General features: G+C 63.1%; 16 protein-coding genes. 13 read left to right on the top strand and 3 right to left on the bottom strand.

Annotated elements, in window-relative coordinates; all coding sequences use genetic code 11:
* From ACIQUS_RS15980 to ACIQUS_RS15930, 11 genes are all read left to right on the top strand, one after another.
* Positions 1 to 801 carry an SDR family oxidoreductase gene (locus ACIQUS_RS15980; RefSeq protein ID WP_403048303.1) on the top strand — a complete coding sequence of 267 codons (801 nt, stop codon included), beginning with the start codon at positions 1 to 3 and terminating at the stop codon, positions 799 to 801.
* Complete coding sequence (locus ACIQUS_RS15975) at positions 794 to 2476, top strand: thiamine pyrophosphate-binding protein (protein WP_403048302.1); 1683 nt, start codon at positions 794 to 796, stop codon at positions 2474 to 2476. The genes ACIQUS_RS15980 and ACIQUS_RS15975 overlap by 8 nt, the downstream gene beginning before the upstream one ends.
* Positions 2477 to 2486: 10 nt before the next feature.
* Positions 2487 to 3290 carry an aspartate dehydrogenase gene (locus tag ACIQUS_RS15970; protein ID WP_403048301.1) on the top strand — a complete coding sequence of 268 codons (804 nt, stop codon included), beginning with the start codon at positions 2487 to 2489 and terminating at the stop codon, positions 3288 to 3290.
* A gap of 10 nt (positions 3291 to 3300) precedes the next feature.
* Positions 3301 to 4791 carry an aldehyde dehydrogenase gene (locus tag ACIQUS_RS15965; protein ID WP_403048300.1) on the top strand — a complete coding sequence of 497 codons (1491 nt, stop codon included), beginning with the start codon at positions 3301 to 3303 and terminating at the stop codon, positions 4789 to 4791.
* On the top strand, positions 4788 to 5753 hold the full coding sequence (locus ACIQUS_RS15960; RefSeq protein WP_403048299.1) for a VOC family protein: 966 nt from the start codon (positions 4788 to 4790) through the stop codon (positions 5751 to 5753). Before ACIQUS_RS15965 ends, ACIQUS_RS15960 begins: the two co-directional genes overlap by 4 nt.
* A gap of 3 nt (positions 5754 to 5756) precedes the next feature.
* On the top strand, positions 5757 to 6074 hold the full coding sequence (locus ACIQUS_RS15955; protein ID WP_403048298.1) for a hypothetical protein: 318 nt from the start codon (positions 5757 to 5759) through the stop codon (positions 6072 to 6074).
* Position 6075: 1 nt separating this feature from the next.
* Positions 6076 to 6303: a recombinase-like helix-turn-helix domain-containing protein gene (locus ACIQUS_RS15950; RefSeq protein ID WP_403048297.1), complete on the top strand. Its 228-nt coding sequence runs from the start codon at positions 6076 to 6078 to the stop codon at positions 6301 to 6303.
* Positions 6304 to 6323: 20 nt separating this feature from the next.
* Positions 6324 to 7358, top strand: a complete 1035-nt coding sequence (locus tag ACIQUS_RS15945) for a Rieske 2Fe-2S domain-containing protein (protein WP_403048296.1) — start codon at positions 6324 to 6326, stop codon at positions 7356 to 7358.
* Positions 7355 to 7792, top strand: coding sequence for a Rid family hydrolase (locus ACIQUS_RS15940; protein ID WP_403048295.1), 438 nt, complete (start codon positions 7355 to 7357; stop codon positions 7790 to 7792). The genes ACIQUS_RS15945 and ACIQUS_RS15940 overlap by 4 nt, the downstream gene beginning before the upstream one ends.
* A 3-nt stretch (positions 7793 to 7795) precedes the next feature.
* On the top strand, positions 7796 to 8755 hold the full coding sequence (locus ACIQUS_RS15935; RefSeq protein ID WP_403048294.1) for a PDR/VanB family oxidoreductase: 960 nt from the start codon (positions 7796 to 7798) through the stop codon (positions 8753 to 8755).
* 1257 nt (positions 8756 to 10012) lie between these two features.
* Complete coding sequence (locus tag ACIQUS_RS15930) at positions 10013 to 11242, top strand: hypothetical protein (RefSeq protein ID WP_403048293.1); 1230 nt, start codon at positions 10013 to 10015, stop codon at positions 11240 to 11242.
* Between the two features lie 40 nt (positions 11243 to 11282).
* Here the strand turns inward: ACIQUS_RS15930 and ACIQUS_RS15925 are convergent, their stop codons facing one another.
* The 3 genes from ACIQUS_RS15925 to cysK form a co-directional block, all read right to left on the bottom strand.
* Positions 11283 to 12173, bottom strand: a complete 891-nt coding sequence (locus ACIQUS_RS15925) for a DMT family transporter (RefSeq protein WP_403048292.1) — start codon at positions 12171 to 12173, stop codon at positions 11283 to 11285.
* A 401-nt stretch (positions 12174 to 12574) separates the two neighbouring features.
* Positions 12575 to 13510 carry an aspartyl/asparaginyl beta-hydroxylase domain-containing protein gene (locus ACIQUS_RS15920; RefSeq protein ID WP_403048291.1) on the bottom strand — a complete coding sequence of 312 codons (936 nt, stop codon included), beginning with the start codon at positions 13508 to 13510 and terminating at the stop codon, positions 12575 to 12577.
* A gap of 161 nt (positions 13511 to 13671) precedes the next feature.
* Positions 13672 to 14646, bottom strand: a complete 975-nt coding sequence (cysK, locus tag ACIQUS_RS15915) for a cysteine synthase A (RefSeq protein WP_403048290.1) — start codon at positions 14644 to 14646, stop codon at positions 13672 to 13674.
* A 131-nt stretch (positions 14647 to 14777) separates the two neighbouring features.
* Here cysK and ACIQUS_RS15910 point away from each other — a divergent pair, with 131 nt between their 5' ends.
* Together ACIQUS_RS15910 and ACIQUS_RS15905 are read left to right on the top strand one after the other, a co-directional pair.
* A complete protein-coding gene (locus ACIQUS_RS15910) occupies positions 14778 to 15851 on the top strand; it encodes a DUF748 domain-containing protein (RefSeq protein ID WP_403048289.1) in 1074 nt (357 codons plus the stop codon).
* 138 nt (positions 15852 to 15989) lie between these two features.
* A complete protein-coding gene (locus ACIQUS_RS15905) occupies positions 15990 to 16835 on the top strand; it encodes a MoxR family ATPase (protein ID WP_065761662.1) in 846 nt (281 codons plus the stop codon).

Genomic DNA, 16835 nt, shown 5'->3' with positions numbered 1-16835 from the left:
ATGAGCAGCCTTTATCAACTGCAAGGCAGCACGGCGATTGTCACCGGCGGCTCCTCCGGAATCGGCCTGGCCTGTGTCGAACAACTGCTCGAGGCCGGTGCGGCGGTGGCCTTCTGCGGCCGTGATCAGGAGCGTCTGCAGAGCGCCGAAGCCCGCTTGCGCGAACGCTTTCCCCAGGCGCGCTTGCTGGCCCAGGTCTGCGACGTGCTCGACAGCCAATCGGTACAGGCCTTCGCCGCCGCCAGCCTGGCCGCCCTGGGCCCAGCCCGGGTGCTGATCAATAACGCCGGCCAAGGCCGGGTATCGACCTTCGCCGACACCACCGACGAAGCCTGGAGCGAAGAGCTGCAGCTGAAATTCTTCTCGGTGATCTACCCGGTGCGCGCCTTCCTGCCACAACTGCAAGGCCAGGCCGGCGCCTCGATCGTCTGCGTCAATTCGCTGCTGGCCAGTCAACCGGAGCCGCACATGGTCGCCACTTCGGCGGCCCGTGCGGGGCTGAAGAACCTGGTGCGTTCGATGGCTACCGAGTTCGCTGAAAAAGACATCCGGGTCAACGGCATTCTCATTGGCCTGGTCGAGTCCGGCCAGTGGCGCCGGCGCTTCGAGGCCCGCGAGGAGCGCGCACTCGACTGGTCGCAATGGACCGCGCAACTGGCGCAACGCAAACACATTCCCCTGGGTCGTCTGGGCCTGCCCAAAGAGGCAGCCCAGGCCATCCTGTTCCTGGCTTCGCCGCTGTCGGCCTACACCACCGGCAGCCATATCGATGTTTCTGGAGGCCTGTCCCGCCATGCGTAATGAAAACACTGTCACCGTTGGCGCTGCCATCACCGCGTTCCTCGAACAATGCGAGGTCAAGGCCGCGTTCGGTGTGATCTCGATCCACAACATGCCGATCCTCGACGCCTTCGCCGTGCGCGGCAACATCCGCTTCGTCATGGCCCGCGGCGAAGCCGGGGCGACCAACATGGCCGACGCCTATGCCCGCACCACCGGTGGCCTGGGTGTGTGCCTGACCTCCACCGGCACCGCCGCCGGCAACGCCGCCGGCGCACTGGTCGAGGCACTGACCGCCGGCACGCCGCTGCTGCACATCACCGGGCAGATCGAGACGCCGTATCTGGACCAGGACTTCGCCTACATCCATGAAGCCCGCGATCAGTTGACCATGCTCAAGGCGGTGTCCAAGGCGGCCTTCCGCGTGCGTAGCGTCGAGACCGCGCTGAGCACCCTGAAGCTTGCGGTGCAGACTGCCCTGACCGCGCCCACCGGCCCGGTCAGCGTCGAGATCCCGATCGACATCCAGTCGACCTTCATCCCCATGCCGACTGACCTGTCGCCGCTGCCCATTCCCGTCGCCGTGCCAGCCCCGGAAGCCCTGGACCTGGTCGCCGAACGCCTGGCCAGCGCCACCCGCCCGCTGCTCTGGCTCGGCGGCGGCGCCCGGCACGCCGGCCCGCAGGTCAAGCGCCTGATGGACATGGGCGTTGGCGTGATCACTTCCACTCAAGGCCGTGGCGTGGTCAACGAAGACGACGAGCGTTGCCTGGGCGCCTTCTCGCAGAACAAACTCGTCGAAGGCTTCCTCCAGACCTGCGACGCGCTGGTCGTGGCCGGCTCGCGGCTGCGCAGCAACGAGACCTTCAAGTACGCCCTGAAGCTGCCGCGCACCACCCTGCGCATCGACGCCAACCCGGCCATCGAAGGCCGCAGCTACTCCAGCGAGCTGTTCATCTGCGGCGACTCGGCGCTGGCCCTCGACGGTCTGGCGGATCGCCTGCAAGGCCGCCTGAACATCGACCCGAGCTTCATCGATGAACTCAAGGCGGTGCGCGCGCAATCCCGCGCCCAGCTGGTGGCCGACCTGGGTCCTTACTCGGCCATGGTCGAGCAGTTGCAAGCACTGACCGGACGCAACTTCTCCTGGGTGCGTGATGTGACCCTGTCCAACAGCATCTGGGGCAACCGTCTGCTCAACCTTTACCACCCGCTGTCGGGCGTGCATGCCCTGGGTGGCGGTATCGGCCAGGGCCTGGCCATGGGCATCGGTGCTGGCGTCGCGGCGGCAGAAACCGACCCGCAGCGCAAGGTCTTCGCCCTGGCCGGTGACGGTGGCTTCATCCTCAACCTGGGTGAGCTGGCGACCCTGGTGCAGGAAAAGGCCAACGTGGTGATCCTGCTGATGAACGACCAGCGCTACGGCGTGATCCGCAATATCCAGGACGCCATCTATGGCGCTCGCCATGCCTATGTCGAGCTGCACACGCCGAACTACACCCAGCTCGCCGAATCCATTGGCCTGCGTCATGGCCTGGTCAGCGACCTGAAAGACTTTGGTCCGGTGCTCGACAGTGCGCTGAGCCAGGGCGGCCCGTTCCTGCTGGAAGTCGACATGCTCAGCGTCGGTGGCTTTGCCACCCAGTTCGCCGGCCCACCCAACAGCGAAACCAAAGCCCAGAAAGCCACGGCCTGAGGATTGCAACATGCTCACTATCACCATGATCGGCTGCGGCGCCATTGGCGTCTCGGTGCTGGAACTGCTGGAGAGCGATCCACAGCTGCGCGTCGAGCATGTGATCGCTTCGGCCGGCTCCGAGGCGCTGGTGCGCCAGCGCCTGGCCAGTTTCAAGTGCCCGCCGCAGGTGCTCACCGCCTTGCCCGCCGACGCGCGTCCGGACCTTGTGGTCGAGTGCGCCGGCCACCAGGCCATCGAAGAACATGTGCTGCCCGCGCTGGAGCGGGGTATCGCCTGCCTGGTCGTCTCGGTCGGCGCGTTGTCCGAACCTGGCCTGGTCGAACGACTGGAAGCCGCCGCTGCCCGTGGTAACACGCGAATCGAACTGCTGCCCGGCGCCATTGGCGGTATCGATGCCCTGTCGGCGGCCAAGGTCGGCGGCATCGACTCGGTCGACTACACCGGACGCAAACCGGCCAGGGCGTGGAAGAACACCCCCGCCGAGCAGGTCTGCGACCTGGACGCGATTGACCAGGCCACGGTGATTTTCCAGGGCAGCGCTCGCGAAGCTGCGCGCCTGTACCCGAAGAACGCCAACGTCGCCGCCACCTTGTCGCTGGCCGGGCTGGGCCTGGACCGCACACAGGTAACGCTGATCGCGGATCCCTTGAGTGAAGAGAACGTTCACCACTTCGAAGCCCGTGGTGCCTTCGGCGGTTTCGAAATGAGCCTGCGCGGCAAGCCGCTGCAGGCCAACCCGAAGACCTCGGCCCTGACCGTCTACAGCGTGGTCCGTGCCCTGGGCAACCACGCCCATGCCATTTCCATCTAGGGGAACGTCGATGACTCTGGAACAGACTCTACCTATCAGCATCGCCGGCACCTGGCGCCTGGGTGGCGGTGAACGCTACGCCACCCGCTACCCGGCCACGGGCGAGCCGGTGGCCTGGCTCAATGCCGCCAGCCTCGAAGACGTCGAAGAGGCCGTGCAAGGTGCCCACCAGGCCTTCCTGCACAGCGGCTGGGCCCAGCGCAAGCCGCATGAGCGGGCCGCCGTGCTGTACCGTATCGCCGACCTGATCCGCCAGCGCGGTGAAGAACTGGCGCAGTTGCAACGCCAGGACAACGGCAAGCCGATCAATGAAACCCGTGCACTGGTGGCCAGCGCCGCCGGCACCTTCCAGTTTTTCGCCGCCGCCTGCGAAACCCTGGAAGAGACCATTACGCCGTCGCGCGGTGACTTCGTCAGCATGAGCGTGTACGAGCCCATGGGCGTGGTCGCCGCCATCACGCCGTGGAATTCGCCGATCGCAAGCGAAGCGCAAAAAGTCGCCCCGGCCCTGGCCGCCGGCAACGCGGTGGTGATCAAGCCGGCCGAGATCACGCCATTGCTGGCCCTGCAACTGGCCCGGATCTGCGAAGACGCAGGCTTGCCCAAGGGCCTGATCAGCGTGCTGCCGGGCAAGGGCTCGGTACTCGGCGATGCCTTGACCCGCCACCCGTTGGTCAAGCGCGTGTCGTTCACCGGCGGGACCAGGACCGGCAAGCACATCGCCCACATCGCCGCCGACAAGATGATGCCGGTATCGCTGGAACTGGGCGGCAAGTCGCCGACCATCGTCCTCGATGATGCCGATCTCGATCACGCCGTCGCCGGCGTGCTCTACGGCATTTTCAGCTCTTCGGGCGAAGCCTGCATCGCCGGCTCGCGGCTGTTCGTCGCCCGCGCCCTGTATGAACCCTTCATGCAGCGCCTGGTTGCCGGGGCGGCACGCTTGCGCCTGGGCGATCCCGCTGACGAAGCGACGCAGATGGGCCCGCTGATCAGCGCCGCGCATCGCGAGTCGGTGGAACGTTATGTCGCCCTCGGCCTGGCCGAAGGTGGTCGCCTGCTGCTCGGCGGCCAGCGGCCAGCCGGCGGTATCTACGACCAGGGTTACTTCTACCCGCCGACCATCCTCGAAGGCCTGAGCAACAGCCAGCAGACCTGCCAGGAAGAGATCTTCGGTCCGGTGCTGGTGGCCCTGCCCTTCGACAGCGAAGCCGAACTGATCGAGCAGGCCAACGACAGCCTCTATGCCCTCGCCGCCGGCATCTGGAGCCGCGACTACAAGCGCGCCTGGGCCCTGGGTCGCAAGATCCAGGCCGGCACGGTGTGGATCAACACCTACAAGCAGTTCTCCATCGCAACGCCCTTCGGCGGCTGGCGTGACAGCGGCCTGGGCCGCGAGAAAGGCCGCCTGGGCATCCTGCAGTACATGGAACAGAAGAGCCTCTACTGGGGCATGAACGATCAACCACTGGCCTGGGCCGGTGCGGAGGCAAGGCCATGAGCGTATTGGGCATCGATGAAGTCACCTACGGCGTCGAAGACCTCGACACTTGCGTGCGCTTCTTCAGCGACTGGGGCCTGAGCAAGGTCAGCGAACAGGCCGATGAAGTGATCTTTGAAACCCTCAACGGCTGCCGGGTAGTGCTGGCCGACATCAACAAGGCAGGGCTGCCACCGGCCATCGAACCGGGCTCGACCGTGCGCGAGGTGGTCTGGGGCGTGGAAAGCGATGCCGACCTGGCCTTGTACAGCCAACGCATCGCCAATGATCCTGGCTTTGTCGAAGGCAACGGCCGTATCGGTTGCACCGACCCCAATGGCCTGGCGATCCGCTTGCAGGTGACCCGCAAGCGGGCGCTGGACATCGAGTGCAGCGGCCACAATACCTGGCAGACCAAGGGCCGGATCAACAAGCCGGCGCCGGTCTACGAGCGCGCCACGCCGATCGAAGTCGGCCATGTGGTGTTCTTCGTCAAGGACGTCAATGCCTGCGAAGCCTTCTACCACGAGCGCTTCGGCTTCCAGGCCTCGGACCGCTACCCCAACCGTGGCGCCTTCCTGCGCACCGCCGAGGAAGGCGGCCACCACGACCTGTTCATGCTCCAGTTGCCAGCACCGCGGGCCGGCCTCAACCACGTGGCCTTCACCGTGCGCGACCTGCACGAAGTGTTCGGTGGCGGCATGCACATCTCGCGCAGCGGCTGGGCCACCGAAATCGGCCCGGGTCGGCATCCGGTGTCGTCGGCGTTCTTCTGGTACTTCAAGAACCCGGCCGGTGCCCTGGTCGAGTACTACGCCGATGAAGACCAATTGACCGGTGAATGGCAGCCACGGGAATTCGAACCTGGCCCGACCGTATTCGCCGAGTGGGCGATCGCCGGCGGCATCGATGGCAACACCCGACGCCAGCAACACGTCGAAGCACCGCAAGGCAAGTTCCTCACCGACAAGCCCAAGGGTTAGGCCATGAGCGAAACGCTGCTGCTGACGGTGGTGCTCAGGCACGACCAGTCGAAGAACCTGGAGGAAATCCAGGCGCACATGAAGAAGATGGGCTGGTGGGACAGTTTCCCACCCGCCGGCGTCGAGCTGGTGTCCTGGACCGTGGCCATGGGCCTGGGCCAGATCGTCACCCTGCGCCTGCCGCCGAGCCTGCTCGGCAAGGTCAATGTTGAACTGGAGCGCGCCGCCTGGGGCGTGTTCCGCACCGAATGCTATCCAACGTACGACTTTGTCCCGGTCCGCGAAACGATCCGCGAACGGGTCCGCAATGGAGGTCAATGACATGAGCAACACCGAACGCTACCTGGAGCCCCATCAGGCCCGCAAACGGCCCAATACCCCGTTCGAGGAGTTGCTTGGCGACTCCATCGAACGCGCCTACGGCAACGGCGTGACCGAGCTGCCCGAGCTGCTGGCGCACCTGAACCTGGCCGGGCCGCCCTGCCCGCTGACCAGCGGCGAGTGGACCGAAGACTCCTATAAAACCCTGATGGCGCGGCTGGGCGCATGACCCGCCGGAGGTAGAACAAGATGAATATGCAATTCACCGTCGATCCTGTTGAGAACCACCTGGCCAACGGCCTCAAAGACCTCTGGTTTCCCGTGTTGCCGTCGCAGCTGCTGGGCGAGAAGCCGGTATCGATCCGCCGCCTGGGCTACAAGATCGCCCTGTGGCGCGATAACGATGGCAGCGTGCATGCCCTTGAAGACCACTGCCCGCACCGCGGTGCGCCGTTGTCCCAGGGCCCGGTGCTGGGTGACCGGCTGCAGTGCCCGTACCACGGCGTCGAAGTGCGCTGCGACGGCACCGTGACCAAGGTCCCCGGTAGCCCGGGCTGCAAGCTGGAAGGCAGCCGCCCGACCCGGATGTTCCACACCCGAGAAGCTGCCGGGGCGATCTTCCTGTTCAATGCCACCGACCCGCACCTGGACACCCCGCCGGAGCTGGTACTGCCCGAGCAATTGACCTCGCCCGAGTGGAGCAGCTTCCTCTGCTACACCGAGTGGAAAGGCGACTACCGCTACGTGCTCGACAATGTCATGGACCCGATGCACGGGACCTACCTGCACAAGATGTCGCACTCCATGAGCGAAGGCGAAGCCACCGCCAAATTCGTTACCCGCGATACCGAGCAGGGCTTCTTCTTCGAGAAGGAAGGCCAGCGCGGGGTCAACTTCGACTGGACCGAGTTCCTCGACAACGGCTGCCACTGGCTGCGCCTGGAAATCCCCTACCCGAAAACCGGCGGTCCGGGCGGCAACTTCACCATCATCGGCAGCTACACCCCGAGCAGCCGCAGCCTGTCGGCGGTGTTCCACTGGCGCGCCCGGCCACTGACCGGCTGGCAGCGCGACACCTGGCGCTTCCTCTACAAGAACCGCCTGGAAGCCCGCCACTGGGCGGTGCTGGAACAGGACCGGGTGCTGCTGGAATTCATGGAGCCCGATGCCAACCAGCGCGAGAACCTGTACCAGCATGACCTTGGCGTGGTGCGCCTGCGCCGCTTCCTCAAGGGCAAGGCCAAGGAGCAATTGGCGCTGATCGAAGCGAAACAGCTGTCATGAGCCTGGCCGTGCACCGTATCCAGGCAAGGGAACTGAGCGAGCTGGCCACCGCCAGCTGGTCCAACGCCCTGTTGCTCGGCAACGAACTGGTGATGTCCGGCATGACCGGGCATCCGGCCACGCGCCAGGCCAGTGAAGCTGGCTCCCCGCTGGGTGCCTACGAACAGACCCTGCTGGTACTGAACAAGATCCGGGCACTGGTTGAAGCCGCCGGCGGGCACATCGGCAACCTGTACCGGTTGACGGTGTACGTCACCCGGATTGCCGACAAGGACGAAGTAGGTCGCGCCCGGCGCGACTTCTTCGCCGGGTTTGCCTGCTACCCCACCTCCACCCTGGTTGAAGTGAGCGCCCTGGTGTTCCCTGAGCTGGTGGTGGAAATCGAAGCCAGCGCCCGGCTCGACATTGACTTGCGCACTGCGCCATTGAGGTGACCGATGTCCAACTCCTCTACCATCACCGCGCTGGTGCATACCCTGCGCCATGAAGCCGAAGGCATCATCAGCGTCGAACTTCGCCCTTGGGGCGACACCGTATTCCCGCCGTTCGAAGCCGGCTCGCACATCGACCTGCACCTGCCCAACGGCCTGGTGCGCAGCTACTCGTTGCTCAACTCACCGAGCGACAAGGGCCGTTACGTGGTCGGCATCCTGCGCGATCGCAACAGCCGTGGTGGCTCGGCCTTCGTCCATGAGCAACTGCGGGTGGGCAGCCAGCTGAACATCTCGCAACCGCGCAACAACTTTGCCCTCGACCCGCATGCCAGCCATAACGTGCTGGTGGCCGGCGGCATCGGCATTACCCCGATCTACTGCATGTTTCGCCAGTTGCTGGCCCTGGGCAAATCCGCCGAGCTGATCTACTGCGCCCGCTCGCGCAAGGAAGCGGCGCTGCTGGAAGAGCTCAGCGGCCTTCACGCCAAAGTGGTCTACCACTTCAACGACGAAAAGAACGCGGTGCCGGACCTGGCCCATTACCTGGCCGGCCAGCCTGCCGACACGCACTTCTACTGCTGCGGCCCGACGCCGATGCTCGACGCCTTCGAAAGCACCTGCGAAAGCCTGGGCTACCCTCATGCGCACATCGAACGCTTCACCGCCGCGGAGCTGCCGCCGTCGGAAGATGCCCAGGACAGTTACAGTGTCGAGCTTAAAAAGTCAGGGAAAACGCTGAACATCGAGCCGGGGTTGAATCTGCTGGATGTGCTGCTCGAAGCCGGTTGCGACATCGAGTACAGCTGCCGCGAAGGGGTCTGCGGCTCGTGCGAAACCCGCGTACTGGAGGGCGAAATCGACCACCGCGATGGTGTGCTGACCAAGGCTGAACGAGCGGCGAACAAGTCGATGATGGTGTGTGTCTCCGGTTGCAAGAGCCGGCGGATGGTGCTGGATCTTTAATCGCTTCGATTGATCACGCGCAGGATTGGCCGACCCGAAGGGGTCGGCTTTTTTTTGGTTCCTCACGGAATGTCGGGGGATAGGATCCTTGGGCTTGGGTTTGGGCTTGGGTGTTAAGGTTGTGCGCTTATCCATTTCCTGTGGCGACGCTGCTGGCCCCTTCCGCCTTTACGGCGGCCAACTTTTTTCTTGGAAAAAGTTGGCAAAACCGCTGGCTCCTGCATCCGGCCCTACGCTACGCTCCGGGTACCCTCCTTGCGCCACCCTCCGGGGCCACGCGGCCTACGACTTGCTTTCGCGTTCTTCGGCTGACGCCGAAGGTGCTACGCACGGCCCCTACAGGTGCCTCCACTCGGCCTCCTGAAGTCGCGGTCTGCGGCGCCTGAACTTGCGTGCATGAAAATCAAGAGCAAGAGCGGGTCGATATTCGCTTTGCGAGCGGGCTTGTCCCGCGATGCTGTGCTTGCGGCTCCAACCTTTGATTTCGAAGATGCATAAGCGCAAACGCCGCCCGTAACTTCGCGACTTCAGGAGGCCGAGTGGAGGTGTCTGGAGGGGCCGGTGAGTAGCACCTTCGGCGCAGCCGAAGAACGCGAGCCGTAGACTTGCGAAGCAAGTCGTAGTGCCGCGTGGCCCCGGAAGACGCCGGAGCGAAGGGACCCGGAGCGCAGCGTAGGGCCGGATGCAGGAGCAGGCGGTTTTGGTTCCTTTTGCCAAGATGTACGGACCGGACACCAAGACAAAAGGAACCCGCCGTAAAGGCGGAAGGGGCCGGCAGCGTCGCTGCATCAAATGGATAAGCCTGCAACCTCCACACCCCAACCCTGGCCCTCTCCCCCCAACAATCGTGAAGAACCTTTCTTATGCCCATCGAGCTATTGAAAAGCCTGCTAATTATTCGACCATAAAACAAGAAGTGCGCCCTTTCTGTTCACTGTGCACTTTGGATGCACACAGTTTTCAGCACATTGTTACTTTCAGACCAGCCTGTTTCAGGAGCGGCACAACTATGTGCGTTTCAGATATAAACAATTGTTTTTCATGGACTTTACCAAAAGCAACCGCCCTCTCCAGCACTGGCATAGATCCTGCTCTCCTGTTTATCGAGTTCAACCTTTAAACAGCGTATTACCTATAAAACAATAAAAGCCAACATCGCCAGCTGCCGTAAGCCCCACCAAAAAATGCCCAACGTCTTGTTCAAGGCGCAGGACAGGTGTTGCCGTCGGAAACTGCTCAACCTTGCAGGGCATTGATATGAACAAGTACGTGATAAGCCTGGGCCTGATCATCAGCAGCGCCGCCAGTTTCGCTTCCGAGCCCGGACCGGCGGCGCCAGACCAGCCACCTGTGGTGAAAAAACCCTTCCCGCATATCGCCCTGCGCAGTGATGACGGCCAGAGCTCGCTGGATATCGGCGGTGCGCTGCGGGTCAATTACCGCGATGAGCACTGGGACACCACCGAGAACAACGGCCGCTTCCTCTTCGACACCTTCCGCCTGGATGTCCAGGCTACCCACAAGCAGCTATTCAGCGATGTCGGCTACTGGTTCCAGGACGACGGCAAACGCTCGATCGACCGCGGTTACATCGGCTATCGCTTCAACGCCAACTCCACTGTGCAATTGGGCGCGCCCTTCAAACCCTTTGGGCTGGAGCCGTATCCGCAGTTCGGCTGGAGTTACCACATCCCGTTCTTCATGGGTTATGGCGTCAGCGCCGGCACCGGTTTGAAATACACCTACAAGGACAAGGAATGGGACCTGCAACTGGGTTACTTTCCGCGCATGCTGCCTGCCGGTATCCGCTACTCGCCGGAAGTCGGCCGCTATGCCGACCTCGACGACAACGCCGTGGCCTTTACCCAATCGCGCCAGGACAACGAGAAACGCAACCAGGTCAACGCACGAGTGGCGAGGACCTTCACCGGCGATGGCTGGAAAACCGAAATCGGTGCGTCTCTGGCTGCCGCCGAGCTGTACAACGCCACCACGCGCGATGATGGCGACTACTGGGCGGGCGGCGTACACGCGATCGTCAACGCTGGCAACTGGACTGTCACCAGCCAGGCGATCCGATACGAGTACGATCCGCAGAACCCCGACGGCGTCAGCAATGATTCGGTATTGATGGGTGGCAACGGCCTGACCCCGGCCTTCCTGATCGCCTCCAAGGCCACCATCGGCTCGATCAACATCGGCTACGACATATTCACCCCAAGCCTGGGCCAGTTGAAAAAGATCAAGGTGTACAACGACTACAGCCGGATGATGAAAGACAAGAGCGGCTGGGACGACTCGCAGATGTTTACCGTCGGCGCACAGTTCCTGGCCATGCCGATCATGGCCTGGGTCGACTTCACCTGGGCGAAGAATGCCAACCCCTTCGGCGGCGCGGAGAATGGCACCGGCTGGACCAGCACCAGTTCGGTCGGCAGCAACGACTGGTACTACCGGACCAACATCAACATCGGCTACTACTTCTGAAGCAGAAACCGCCCGGCACGCTGCCGGGCGGTGATCTGTGCTAGTCCGCCTGCAATTGTGCCGCTGGCGCAGCCGGCTTGCGGAACACGAACAACAGGCCGATCACGATCAAGCCCATGCCCAGCAAGCTGAGTGTCGCCAGGCGATTGCCAAAGATCAGGTAATCCATCAGCGCCGTCACCGCCGGCACCAGGTAGAACAGACTGGTGACATTGACCAGGTTACCCTTGGCGATCAACCGGTACAGCAGCAGGGTCGCCAGCAACGACACCACCAGGCCCATCCACAGCAAGGCAGCAATGAAACTGCCGTTCAGCTCGACGTGCAGGGTCTGGAACGGCGCGAACACGGCACACATCAGCAGGCCGGCCATGTACTGCAGCGGCAAGGTGCCCATGGGGTTGTCGGTAATGCGTTTTTGCATGATCGAGCCCAGGGTCATGCTCGCCAGCGCCAGCAGGGCGAACAGCATGCCGGCCAGGGAGATACCGCCCAGCCCGATGCCCTGGTAGACCACCATGATCAACCCGCTCAAGCCCAGGCCCAGGCCGAACAGCCGGGTGAAGGAACGCTGACGCTCCATCAGCACCACCGTGAGGATGGGTTGCACGCCCATGACCGTAGCCATGATCCCCGGGGTGACATGGGTGTTCAGCGCCAGCAGGTAGAAGATCTGGTAGGCACCGAGCAGTACGCAGCCGGTGGCCAGGGCCTGCAGCACCCCGGCACGGTGGCGCGGCCAGCGCAGTTTGAGCAGTGGGGCAAGCAGCAACAGGCCGCACAGGGCCAGGGCCGAACGCAACAGCAAAAAGGCAAAGGGACTGGCGTGGGCCAGGCCCAGCTTGGAGCCGATCGCCCCGCTACTCCAGAGCAGGACGAACAGGCCGGTGGTGGCCGCCGAGGCCACGGATTGTTTCGATAGAACTGACATGAATGCCACCTGTAATTCGGGCAGATAAGCCGAACGGTGCTACCGGCGAGGGGCAGCCAACCGTATTCAGTAGGGTGCAGGTGTGTGGGGACGCAGCGATTGGCCGCTTAGCCCAGCACTACCACCGCTGGCGGTGCGACAACGCACACGACCACGCTACTGACAGGTGGTGGGTAGTGACTGATCATGGCCGGCTGCTGACTGCCACGCACAACGACAACCGCGTCGGGCGCGGTAGCGAATACGGTGGATAGGCAGGAAGCTGGCATGAGCAGGTCTTCGGTGAGATGAACTGTGGCTGACTATAGCGGTGAGTTTATCGCGGGGCAAGCCCGCTCCTACAGAGTGAGAACCTGTAGGAGCGGCGGTGCGACGACTCGACTTGCCCCGCGATGCTTTTCTCAAAACAGCCAGCAATACAACAGGTAGGCCACCACCACCGCCAGCACCGGACGCAACACCCGGTAGGCCTTGGGGTTGGCGCGCTTGAACTGCTTGACCTGGCCACTGATGACGGTGCTGAAGCGCTTGCTCCAGGCATAGGCCTGGTTGATCCCGCCCACGCGCTCGTCGTCGGTGTTCTGCGGCGCGGTGGCGCGACCGAGGAAGGCGCTGACCTTGCGGTTGATACGGGTCATCAACGGACTGCTCAGAGGTCGCTCGACGTCGCAGAACAGGATCACCCGGGTGGTTTGTGTCTCGTTCTTCACCCAGTGCACATAGGTTTCATCGAACATCACGTCTTCACCGTCGCGCCAGGCATAGACCTGGCCATCGACGTAGATCCGGCAGTCGTCGGAGTTGGGCGTCGACAGCCCCAGGTGGTAGCGCAAGGAACCCGCAAAGGGGTCGCGGTGTGGGTTGAGGTGGCTGCCGCCGGGCAACAGGGCGAACATCGCGCCCTTGACGTTGGGAATGCTGTTGACCAATTCGACCGTTCGCGGGCACAGCGCTTGGGCCGATGGCAGCGGTTTGTCGTACCACTTCAGGTAGAAACGCTTCCAGCCCTTCTTGAAGAACGAACCGAAACCGGCATCGTTGTCCTTCTGCGCGGCGCGGATGTAGCCCTCGTCGAACAGGTGCATGGCCTCTTCGCGGATCACCTGCCAGTTGTCCTTGAGTACATCGAGCTCGGGAAAGCGCTTGCGATCGAGGTAGGGCTTGGACGGCACGCCGGAGAACAGGTACATCATGGCGTTGTAAGGGGCAAACAGCGCCGAGTGGTTGACGAATTGGCGCAACATCGGCAAACGCGCCTTGCCGCGCAGGTGGACGTAGAGCGTGCTGCCGAAAAACAGCAACAGAACACCTGCCTTGGCGGCAAAGGAAAAGGTCATGCAACACTCCTTGGAATTACGATCGGGCGATCACTGCCAGCATTTCGAGCATCATAAACCGATCCACCCCCGCTAAAAACAACCGGGGCTGGCATTGTGTTTTAAGGATTGTGTAACAAAGCCCGGCGCCGACCCTTGCCCTCGATCAGCGCCGGGGCGCATTACTGCTGGTTTTCCTGCTCGGTGAACAGATCGCTGAACAGCATGCTCGACAGGTAGCGCTCACCGGAGTCGGGCAGGATCACCACGATGGTCTTGCCCTGCATCTCCGGCTTCTCCGCCAGGCGCACCGCCGCTGCCATCGCCGCGCCACAGGAAATCCCGCTGAGGATCCCCTCCTCCTGCATCAGGCGCAGGGCCATGGCCTTGGCCTCTTCGTCACTGACCAGCTCGACCTGGTCGACCATCGACAGATCGAGGTTCGTGGGCACGAAACCGGCGCCGATGCCCTGGATCTTGTGCGGGTTGGGCTTGACCTCCTGGCCGGTCAGGGTCTGGGTGATCACCGGCGAGGTAATCGGCTCGACCGCCACGGACAGGATCGCCTTGCCCTGGGTCTGCTTGATGTAGCGCGACACGCCGGTGATGGTGCCGCCGGTGCCGACGCCGGCTACCAGTACATCGACCGCGCCATCGGTGTCGTTCCAGATTTCCGGACCGGTGGTCTTCTCGTGGATCGCCGGGTTGGCCGGGTTGTCGAACTGCGCAGGCATGAAGTACTGGGCCGGATCGCTGGCAACGATTTCGCCGGCTTTCTCGATCGCCCCTTTCATGCCCTTGGCAGGCTCGGTCAGCACCAGCTCGGCGCCCAGCGCCTTGAGTACCTTGCGCCGCTCGATGCTCATGGACGCCGGCATGGTCAGCAGCAGCTTGTAACCACGGGCGGCGGCGACAAAGGCCAAGCCAATGCCGGTGTTGCCCGAGGTGGGCTCGACGATGGTCATGCCCGGTTTGAGTTTGCCGCTGCTTTCAGCGTCCCAGATCATGTTCGCACCGATCCGGCACTTGACCGAATAGCCCGGGTTGCGCCCTTCGATCTTGGCCAGGATGGTCACGCCGCGCGGGGCGATGCGGTTGATCTGCACCAGCGGTGTGTTACCGATGGAGTGCGCGTTGTCAGCAAAAATACGGCTCATGGCAGGGGTCCTTTTGGACTGCGGACGGAAAACTTCAAGGTTAAGCCTGCGACGTCGGTGCGTCCATAAGCAGCGAACCGACGCCAACGACAGGGGTCAACCGATCTATACCCCTGCTGGAAACCCGACCGATGAAACGCCGTTATCGCTGGCCCCTCGGGGGGCTGTTGGGGATTGCCCTGTTGCTGCTCGGCCTGCACCTGGCCCTGCCCTGGCTGGTGCGCGACTACCTCAACGACCGGCTGGCCGACATGGGTGACTACCAGGGACGGATCACCGACGTGGACCTGGCCTGGTGGCGGGGTGCCTACAAGATCAACGGGATGACCATCGTCAAGACCAGCGGCAAGGTACCGGTGCCGTTGCTTGAGGCGCCCTTGATCGATCTGTCGGTCAGCTGGCGTTCGCTGTGGTACGACCATGCCGTGGTTGCCGAAGTGCTTTTCGTACGCCCCAAGCTGAATTTCGTCGACGGCGCCAGCAAGCAGAGCTCGCAGACTGGCCAGGGTACCGACTGGCGCCAGCAACTGGAAAAGCTGCTGCCCCTTACCCTCAATGAAGTGCGCATCGACAACGGCACCGTGAGCTTTCGCAACTTCAACGCCAGGCCCCAGGTCAACCTCAAGGCCACCCGGCTCGATGCCAGCATCCGCAACCTGACCAACGTCGAGGACCTCAAGGGACGGCGCGATGCCCGCTTTGATGGCAAGGCCCGGCTGCTCGGCGATGCCGCTGTGGAGAGCAACGCCACGTTCGACCCGTTCAGCGACTTCGACAACTTCCAGTTCCGCCTGCGCGCCACCGGCATCCAGCTGCGCCAGCTCAATGATTTTGCCAACGCCTATGGCAAGTTCGACTTCAATGCCGGCCACGGCGACCTGGTGATCGAGGCCCAGGCCAGCAAAGGCCGGCTTACCGGCTACATCAAGCCGCTGCTGCGCGACGTCGATGTGTTCAACTGGCAGCAGGACGTCAAGGATGAAGAAAAGGGCTTGTTCCGTTCGATCTGGGAAGCGCTGGTCGGCGGTGGCGAAACGGTCCTGAAAAACCAGGGCAAGAACCAGTTCGCCACCCGCGTGGAACTGCGCGGCAGCGTACACAAACGCGATATCAGCGCCTTCGAGGCGTTCCTGCAGATCCTGCGCAATGGCTTTATCCAGGCGTTCAACGCACGTTACGAGCAACCTGCGCCCAAGTCTGACTGAGTCACCAAGTGACGGCCCATTCAGAGACTGAATGGACCGTCTGCGTTCCCAGTCGGCCGGAGCCCGCGTTATAGTCGTGCATGACAATTTTTCCGCCGGGGGCCATGCACCCCGGGCGCCACGTTAGAGGATCGGTTCATGAAGTTCGAAGGCACCAGCGCATACGTCGCCACAGACGACCTTAAACTGGCGGTCAACGCGGCGATCACCCTGGAGCGGCCACTGCTGGTCAAGGGCGAGCCGGGTACCGGCAAGACCATGCTCGCCGAGCAACTGGCCCAATCCTTTGGCGCCAAGCTGATCACCTGGCACATCAAGTCGACCACCAAGGCCCACCAGGGCCTCTACGAGTACGACGCGGTCAGCCGCCTGCGTGACTCGCAGCTGGGCGTGGACAAGGTCCATGATGTGCGCAACTACCTGAAGAAAGGCAAGCTCTGGGAAGCGTTCGAGTCCGAGGAGCGGGTCATCCTGCTGATCGACGAGATCGACAAGGCCGACATCGAGTTCCCCAACGACCTGTTGCAGGAACTGGACAAGATGGAGTTCTACGTCTACGAGACCGATGAGACCATCAAGGCCAAGCAGCGCCCGATCATCATCATTACCTCCAACAACGAGAAAGAGCTGCCGGACGCCTTCCTGCGCCGCTGCTTCTTCCACTACATCGCCTTCCCCGACCGCGACACCCTGCAGCAGATCGTCGACGTGCACTACCCCAACATCAAGAAGGACCTGGTCAGTGAAGCGCTGGACGTGTTCTTCGATGTGCGCAAGGTGCCGGGCCTGAAGAAAAAGCCGTCCACCTCGGAGCTGGTCGACTGGCTCAAGCTGCTGATGGCCGACAACATCGGTGAAGCGGTACTGCGCGAGCGCGATCCGACCAAGGCCATCCCACCGCTGGCCGGCGCCCTGGTGAAGAACGAACAGGACGTGCAACTGCTCGAGCGCCTGGCCTTCATGAGCCGTCGCGGCAACCGCTGA

The organism is Pseudomonas sp. NPDC090755, assembly GCF_044769005.1.
Taxonomy (GTDB): Bacteria; Pseudomonadota; Gammaproteobacteria; order Pseudomonadales; family Pseudomonadaceae; genus Aquipseudomonas.
This window is presented reverse-complemented; position numbering and strand designations above follow the sequence as displayed.

Bases quoted from the DNA above. Each gene is read 5' to 3' on its own strand.
- ACIQUS_RS15980 (WP_403048303.1), top strand. From the start codon at position 1: ATGAGCAGCCTTTATCAACTGCAAGGCAGCACGGCGATTGTCACCGGC.
- ACIQUS_RS15975 (WP_403048302.1), top strand. From the start codon at position 794: ATGCGTAATGAAAACACTGTCACCGTTGGCGCTGCCATCACCGCGTTC.
- ACIQUS_RS15970 (WP_403048301.1), top strand. From the start codon at position 2,487: ATGCTCACTATCACCATGATCGGCTGCGGCGCCATTGGCGTCTCGGTG.
- ACIQUS_RS15965 (WP_403048300.1), top strand. From the start codon at position 3,301: ATGACTCTGGAACAGACTCTACCTATCAGCATCGCCGGCACCTGGCGC.
- ACIQUS_RS15960 (WP_403048299.1), top strand. From the start codon at position 4,788: ATGAGCGTATTGGGCATCGATGAAGTCACCTACGGCGTCGAAGACCTC.
- ACIQUS_RS15955 (WP_403048298.1), top strand. From the start codon at position 5,757: ATGAGCGAAACGCTGCTGCTGACGGTGGTGCTCAGGCACGACCAGTCG.
- ACIQUS_RS15950 (WP_403048297.1), top strand. From the start codon at position 6,076: ATGAGCAACACCGAACGCTACCTGGAGCCCCATCAGGCCCGCAAACGG.
- ACIQUS_RS15945 (WP_403048296.1), top strand. From the start codon at position 6,324: ATGAATATGCAATTCACCGTCGATCCTGTTGAGAACCACCTGGCCAAC.
- ACIQUS_RS15940 (WP_403048295.1), top strand. From the start codon at position 7,355: ATGAGCCTGGCCGTGCACCGTATCCAGGCAAGGGAACTGAGCGAGCTG.
- ACIQUS_RS15935 (WP_403048294.1), top strand. From the start codon at position 7,796: ATGTCCAACTCCTCTACCATCACCGCGCTGGTGCATACCCTGCGCCAT.
- ACIQUS_RS15930 (WP_403048293.1), top strand. From the start codon at position 10,013: ATGAACAAGTACGTGATAAGCCTGGGCCTGATCATCAGCAGCGCCGCC.
- ACIQUS_RS15925 (WP_403048292.1), bottom strand. From the start codon at position 12,173: ATGTCAGTTCTATCGAAACAATCCGTGGCCTCGGCGGCCACCACCGGC.
- ACIQUS_RS15920 (WP_403048291.1), bottom strand. From the start codon at position 13,510: ATGACCTTTTCCTTTGCCGCCAAGGCAGGTGTTCTGTTGCTGTTTTTC.
- cysK (WP_403048290.1), bottom strand. From the start codon at position 14,646: ATGAGCCGTATTTTTGCTGACAACGCGCACTCCATCGGTAACACACCG.
- ACIQUS_RS15910 (WP_403048289.1), top strand. From the start codon at position 14,778: ATGAAACGCCGTTATCGCTGGCCCCTCGGGGGGCTGTTGGGGATTGCC.
- ACIQUS_RS15905 (WP_065761662.1), top strand. From the start codon at position 15,990: ATGAAGTTCGAAGGCACCAGCGCATACGTCGCCACAGACGACCTTAAA.